This is a genomic window from Streptomyces sp. NBC_01197, assembly GCF_036010505.1.
Lineage (GTDB): Bacteria > Actinomycetota > Actinomycetes > Streptomycetales > Streptomycetaceae > Streptomyces.
This window is the reverse complement of the sequence record NZ_CP108569.1, coordinates 1,788,984-1,795,000: the sequence shown is the minus strand read 5'-3', so window position 1 is coordinate 1,795,000 and position 6,017 is coordinate 1,788,984. Positions and strand designations below refer to the sequence as shown.

The 6,017-nt window shown below is 65.2% G+C and carries 2 protein-coding genes, 1 tRNA gene and 2 rRNA genes (1 of these 5 only partly in view); 4 read left to right on the top strand and 1 reads right to left on the bottom strand.

Annotated elements, in window-relative coordinates; translation table 11 throughout:
* The 4 genes from OG452_RS07980 to OG452_RS07965 all read left to right on the top strand — a co-directional run.
* Window positions 1-2,152, top strand: a 23S ribosomal RNA gene (locus OG452_RS07980); it begins 973 nt to the left of the window's first position.
* A gap of 78 nt (window positions 2,153-2,230) precedes the next feature.
* Window positions 2,231-2,347 (top strand): 5S ribosomal RNA (gene rrf / locus OG452_RS07975).
* A 96-nt stretch (window positions 2,348-2,443) separates the two neighbouring features.
* Window positions 2,444-3,130 (top strand): DegT/DnrJ/EryC1/StrS family aminotransferase, encoded by a 687-nt coding sequence (locus OG452_RS07970; RefSeq protein ID WP_327294920.1) that lies wholly within the window; start codon window positions 2,444-2,446, stop codon window positions 3,128-3,130.
* Window positions 3,131-3,225: 95 nt separating this feature from the next.
* Window positions 3,226-3,298, top strand: a tRNA-Thr gene (locus tag OG452_RS07965).
* A gap of 61 nt (window positions 3,299-3,359) precedes the next feature.
* Here OG452_RS07965 and OG452_RS07960 read toward each other — a convergent pair.
* Complete coding sequence (locus OG452_RS07960) at window positions 3,360-6,017, bottom strand: SpoIIE family protein phosphatase (RefSeq protein ID WP_327294919.1); 2,658 nt, start codon at window positions 6,015-6,017, stop codon at window positions 3,360-3,362.

Below are 6,017 nucleotides of genomic sequence, written 5' to 3'. Positions count from 1 at the left end.
GGATAGGCGATGGGCCCTACCGGGTTACTGACCTTAGCCAAACTCCGAATGCCGGTAAGTGAGAGCGCGGCAGTGAGACTGTGGGGGATAAGCTCCATGGTCGAGAGGGAAACAGCCCAGAGCATCGACTAAGGCCCCTAAGCGTACGCTAAGTGGAAAAGGATGTGGAGTCGCAGAGACAACCAGGAGGTTGGCTTAGAAGCAGCCATCCTTGAAAGAGTGCGTAATAGCTCACTGGTCAAGTGATTCCGCGCCGACAATGTAGCGGGGCTCAAGCGTACCGCCGAAGTCGTGTCATTCCAGCATGTACCCCCAACGGGGGCTGGGATGGGTAGGGGAGCGTCGTGTGCCGGGTGAAGCAGCCGCGGAAGCGAGTTGTGGACGGTTCACGAGTGAGAATGCAGGCATGAGTAGCGATACACACGTGAGAAACGTGTGCGCCGATTGACTAAGGGTTCCTGGGTCAAGCTGATCTGCCCAGGGTAAGTCGGGACCTAAGGCGAGGCCGACAGGCGTAGTCGATGGACAACCGGTTGATATTCCGGTACCCGCTTTGAAACGCCCAGTACTGAGCCCATTGATGCTAAGGCCGTGAAGCCGTCCTGGAGCCTTCGGGCAAAGGGGAGTGGTGGAGCCGCTGAACCAAGGTGGTAGTAGGTAAGCGATGGGGTGACGCAGGAAGGTAGTCCAGCCCGGGCGGTGGTTGTCCCGGGGTAAGGGTGTAGCCCGTCATCCAGGTAAATCCGGATGGCATGGAGGGTGAGACCTGATGCCGAGCCGATTGTGGTGAAGTGGATGATCCTATGCTGTCGAGAAAAGCCTCTAGCGAGTTTCATGGCGGCCCGTACCCTAAACCGACTCAGGTGGTCAGGTAGAGAATACCGAGGCGTTCGGGTGAACTATGGTTAAGGAACTCGGCAAAATGCCCCCGTAACTTCGGGAGAAGGGGGGCCATTCCTGGTGATCCGATTTACTTGGTGAGCTGGGGGTGGCCGCAGAGACCAGCGAGAAGCGACTGTTTACTAAAAACACAGGTCCGTGCGAAGCCGTAAGGCGATGTATACGGACTGACGCCTGCCCGGTGCTGGAACGTTAAGGGGACCGGTTAGTGATCTTTCGGGGTTGCGAAGCTGAGAACTTAAGCGCCAGTAAACGGCGGTGGTAACTATAACCATCCTAAGGTAGCGAAATTCCTTGTCGGGTAAGTTCCGACCTGCACGAATGGCGTAACGACTTCTCGACTGTCTCAACCATAGGCCCGGTGAAATTGCACTACGAGTAAAGATGCTCGTTTCGCGCAGAAGGACGGAAAGACCCCGGGACCTTTACTACAGTTTGATATTGGTGTTCGGTTCGGCTTGTGTAGGATAGGTGGGAGACTGTGAAGCGGCCACGCCAGTGGTTGTGGAGTCGTCGTTGAAATACCACTCTGGTCGTGCTGGATGTCTAACCTCGGTCCGTGATCCGGATCAGGGACAGTGTCTGATGGGTAGTTTAACTGGGGCGGTTGCCTCCTAAAGAGTAACGGAGGCGCCCAAAGGTTCCCTCAGCCTGGTTGGCAATCAGGTGTTGAGTGTAAGTGCACAAGGGAGCTTGACTGTGAGACCGACGGGTCGAGCAGGGACGAAAGTCGGGACTAGTGATCCGGCAGTGGCTTGTGGAAGCGCTGTCGCTCAACGGATAAAAGGTACCCCGGGGATAACAGGCTGATCTTCCCCAAGAGTCCATATCGACGGGATGGTTTGGCACCTCGATGTCGGCTCGTCGCATCCTGGGGCTGGAGTCGGTCCCAAGGGTTGGGCTGTTCGCCCATTAAAGCGGTACGCGAGCTGGGTTTAGAACGTCGTGAGACAGTTCGGTCCCTATCCTCTGCGCGCGTAGGAATATTGAGAAGGGCTGTCCCTAGTACGAGAGGACCGGGACGGACGAACCTCTGGTGTGCCAGTTGTCCTGCCAAGGGCATGGCTGGTTGGCTACGTTCGGAAAGGATAACCGCTGAAAGCATCTAAGCGGGAAGCCTGCTTCGAGATGAGTATTCCCACCCCCTTTGAGGGGTTAAGGCTCCCAGTAGACGACTGGGTTGATAGGCCAGATGTGGAAGCCCGGTAACGGGTGGAGCTGACTGGTACTAATAGGCCGAGGGCTTGTCCTCAGTTGCTCGCGTCCACTGTGTTAGTTCTGAAATAACGAACGACCGTGTAGTTACCGGTGTTGGTTGATTTCATAGTGTTTCGGTGGTCATTGCGTTAGGGAAACGCCCGGTTACATTCCGAACCCGGAAGCTAAGCCTTTCAGCGCCGATGGTACTGCAGGGGGGACCCTGTGGGAGAGTAGGACGCCGCCGAACAATTTTTCAACGTCGGCCCCTGAACTTCGGTTCAGGGGCCGACGTTTTTTTGTGCCCTGTTACTTGGTGTTCACGTGCGGCGAGCAGCATGCAGTCATGAGTACCGCGAGGTTCCTGAAGTCCGCAGGCGTCCGAGTCGGCGACGAGGTAGTCGTGCCGGCGTACGGGGACGCCGAAGCGGCCGCGGCCGTGGTGATGGCCGGGGCCAGGCCTGTCTTCGCTGACATAGATCCCGGGAGTTACTGCCTCGACCCGGACGCGGTCGCTGCCGTACTCACCCCACGTACCGCCGCAGTGGTGGCCGTCGCCGCCTTCGGGCACCCGCCGGACCTGGCGCGGATCGGTGAACTCGGGCGTATCCACGGACTCCTGGTCATCGGGCCCGGGGAACCCTCCGGAGAGACTGCCGCCGTGGACGAAGTCGAGCAACGCCGTTCCTACGCGGCCTACTTGGGCGATCGCCTGACCGGTGTGCGGACGCCGGTGCCGAACGCGGGCCACACATACCAGCGTTACGTCGTACGTGTGCCGGGCAACGGGCGGCCAGACCGTGACGCCTTCGCCCAGGCCCTGCGGCGCAGGGGTGTGGGGTGCGAGGTGCCCGTGACGACGCCCGTTCACCGTATGCCGGCCTTCCGCCGGGATGTGCGGCTGCCCGAGACCGAGCGGGCCGCCGACGAGACCCTCGCGCTTCCCGTGCACGGTTCGCTGCGCCGGCGCGAGCTGCAGCGCATCGTCTCCTCCTGCAACGCGCTCGGCGGCCTCCTTCAACCGGCTTTCTGAGCACGTGGCTTGGATCCGGCGAGTGGTGGCGGAGTGATGAGAATGTGGTGGCGGGAAGCACCGTCGACTTCGGGTATGATCTATCTTGTTGTTGCGCCCCAATAGCTCAGTCGGTAGAGCGTCTCCATGGTAAGGAGAAGGTCTACGGTTCGATTCCGTATTGGGGCTCTCACACCGAAAGGCCCCCGCCGTCCGGCGGGGGCCTTTCGCGTATCCGCTCGTATAGCGGCTACTTGGGCGGCTCGGGCACGCGCATGGCCAGGATCGCCATGTCGTCCGATGCGGGCTCGGCGGCGAACCGCTCCACCGCGCGCAGGATACGGCCGGCCACCGCGCCCGCCGTCAGGCCGGTGCAGGTGCTGAGTACGTCGGCCAGGCCGTCGTCGCCGAGCATCCGGGTGCCCTCGCGGCGCTCCGTGACGCCGTCCGTGACGCAGAGCAGTACGTCGCCCGGTTCGAGGGTCACGCTCTGCTCGTACAGCTCCAGGTCCTCCATCACGCCCAGCAGCGGCTGCGGTTCGGCCGCGGGCTCCACCGTGCCGTCCTGCCGCAGTCGCAGGGGGAGCGGATGCCCGGCGCAGACGACCTTGAGGAGAGCGCTGCCGTCCTTCTGGGGCCACAGCTCGCCGTAGAGGAGCGTGAGGAAGCGGCTGCGGGCGCCCTCGTCCAGGATCGCGGCGTTGAGCCGTTCCAGGACGGCGGGGCCTCCGAAGCCCTCCCGGGCGAGCAGTCGCAGGGCGTGGCGGGCCAGGCCGGTGACGGCGGCAGCCTCCGGGCCCGTACCGCAGACGTCTCCGATGGCGAAGCCGTACGCCCCGTCCCGGATGGGAAAGAGGTCGTAGAAGTCGCCGCCGACCTCGTTGCCCTCGCCCGCGGCCCGGTAGATGACCTCCACCTCGACATTGGGCACGTCCGGCAGGCCCGGCGGAAGCAGGCTGCGCTGCAGGGCCTGGCTGATGGCGGTGCGTTCCGAGTACAGGCGGGCGTTGTCGAGCGCGAGTGCCGCCCGGCGCGAGAGGTCTTCGGCGAGCTCCAGGATCTCCTGGCGGAAGTGGTCGTCGGACGGTTTGCCGAGGGTGAGCATGCCGATGACGCGGTTCCGGGCGACCAGCGGCAGTACGACGGTCTCACCGCCGACCGCGGCGGCCGTGGCGAGCGTGGTGCCGATGCCCGAACCGAGCGCCGGGCTCGATCCGAGACCGAGGCTGCGCATGGACGACGTCAGCGCCGCCTGGTGCGCCGCCTCACCGGGAGCGGCCCAGCTCCGGGCGCCCGGGGTCGGGACCGGCTCGGGCGGGCTGATCCGGGAGAGCAGGGCCTTGAGGCCGTCGATGCGCTCCTCGTCCTCGTGCAGAACATAGGAGAGGTACGGCTCCGACGCCTGGTCGGCGATCGTGTAGACGGCGCACCAGGCAGCCAGCGTGGGCACGGTCATCTGCGCCATCAGCGCCAGGGTCTGGTCGCGGTCCAGGGTGCCCGCCAGCAGATCGGACGCCTCGACGAGGAACGACAGCGAGCCGCGGCGCAGCTTCTCCAGCTCGCCCAGCCGGGCCGACTCGACGGCGAGTGCGATGCGGTCGGCGGCGAACTGGAGGCGCAGTGCCTGCTCGTTGGAGTACCGGCCCGGGGCCTCCGTGGAGACGCCGAGGGAGCCGGTGAGGCGGCCCTCGACCTTGAGCGGGACGGTGACGACCGAGCGCATGCCGGTGCCGTTCAGCAGCGGTACGGCGCCGGGTACGGCCGCCAGATCCTCGTGGACGGCAGGCATCCGCGCCGATCCGTACCGTCCGGTGCCCGCTTCGACCGGGACCCGGGCGAAGCGCTGGCGGGCGGACGGCAGCCCCGTCGTGGCCCGTACTTCGAGTTCCGTCTCGTCGTCCGTCGCGAGCAGCAGGAACGCGGCGTCGGCGTCGAGCATGTCGCGGGCGCGCTCGACGGTGCGCTGGAGGAGGCCGTCGAGGTCGTCGGGGGCGGGGGAGCCGATGAAGACTTCGAACGGGTCGGTGGTGCGGTGGTCGGAGAAGGAGTTCGAGTCGTTCTGCGGGGTGCGGGCCGGAGTCTGGAGGACCGCGCGCTCGTAGTCGTTGACCAGGAGGCAGACGGTGCTCGGTTCGCCCTGCCCGTCCCGCACCCGCAGGTGTGAGGCGTAGACGGGGACGACCTTGCCGTCGGCGGCGCGGATGCCGTAGCTGCCCTCCCAGCGGGAGAGCTGGAGGGCGTCGGCGATACCGGTGTTGGTGCCCGGGGTGTGCGGCCAGGCGGCGAAGTCGGTGAGCTGCTTGCCGACGACCTGGTCGGCGGGGTGGCCGAAGAGCTCCGTCGCATCCTCGTTCCAGGAGGAGACGGAACCGGTCCTGTCGATCTGGACCACTGCCACGCGGACCCGTCCGTCGGCCACCGGGAGAAGCTCCGCGGGGAGCAGCGGGCCCGCCGAGCGGGCGCCCACCGGGCGCTGCGGCAGGTCGAGTTGGAACCACACCTGCTTCTGGGTGGGCGTGTAGTCGACGCCCCAGCGGGAGGCGAGCGCCGCGCAGAGAAGCAGCCCCCGGCCGCCCTCCCGGTCCGGGCTGCCGAAGGACTGGCCGCTGCCCTGGAGCGGGACCTCACGCTCCGGATAGTGGTCGGCGACCTCCACCCGGATGCCGTCATCGGTGCGCAGGCACAGGACGTCGGCGGTGGTGCCCGCGTGGACGACCGCGTTGGTGACCAGTTCGCTGGTGAGGACGACCGCGTCGTCGACGACGTCGGAATAACCCCACCCCTGGAGGGTGTCACGTACAAAAGTACGGGCGGTCGCGACCGACCGTCCGACCGGTTCGAAACTGGCAGCCGCCCGCGCGGTGATCACAGAACTCCTCGTACGCGTCTCGACGCCCGGCTCTGCCAT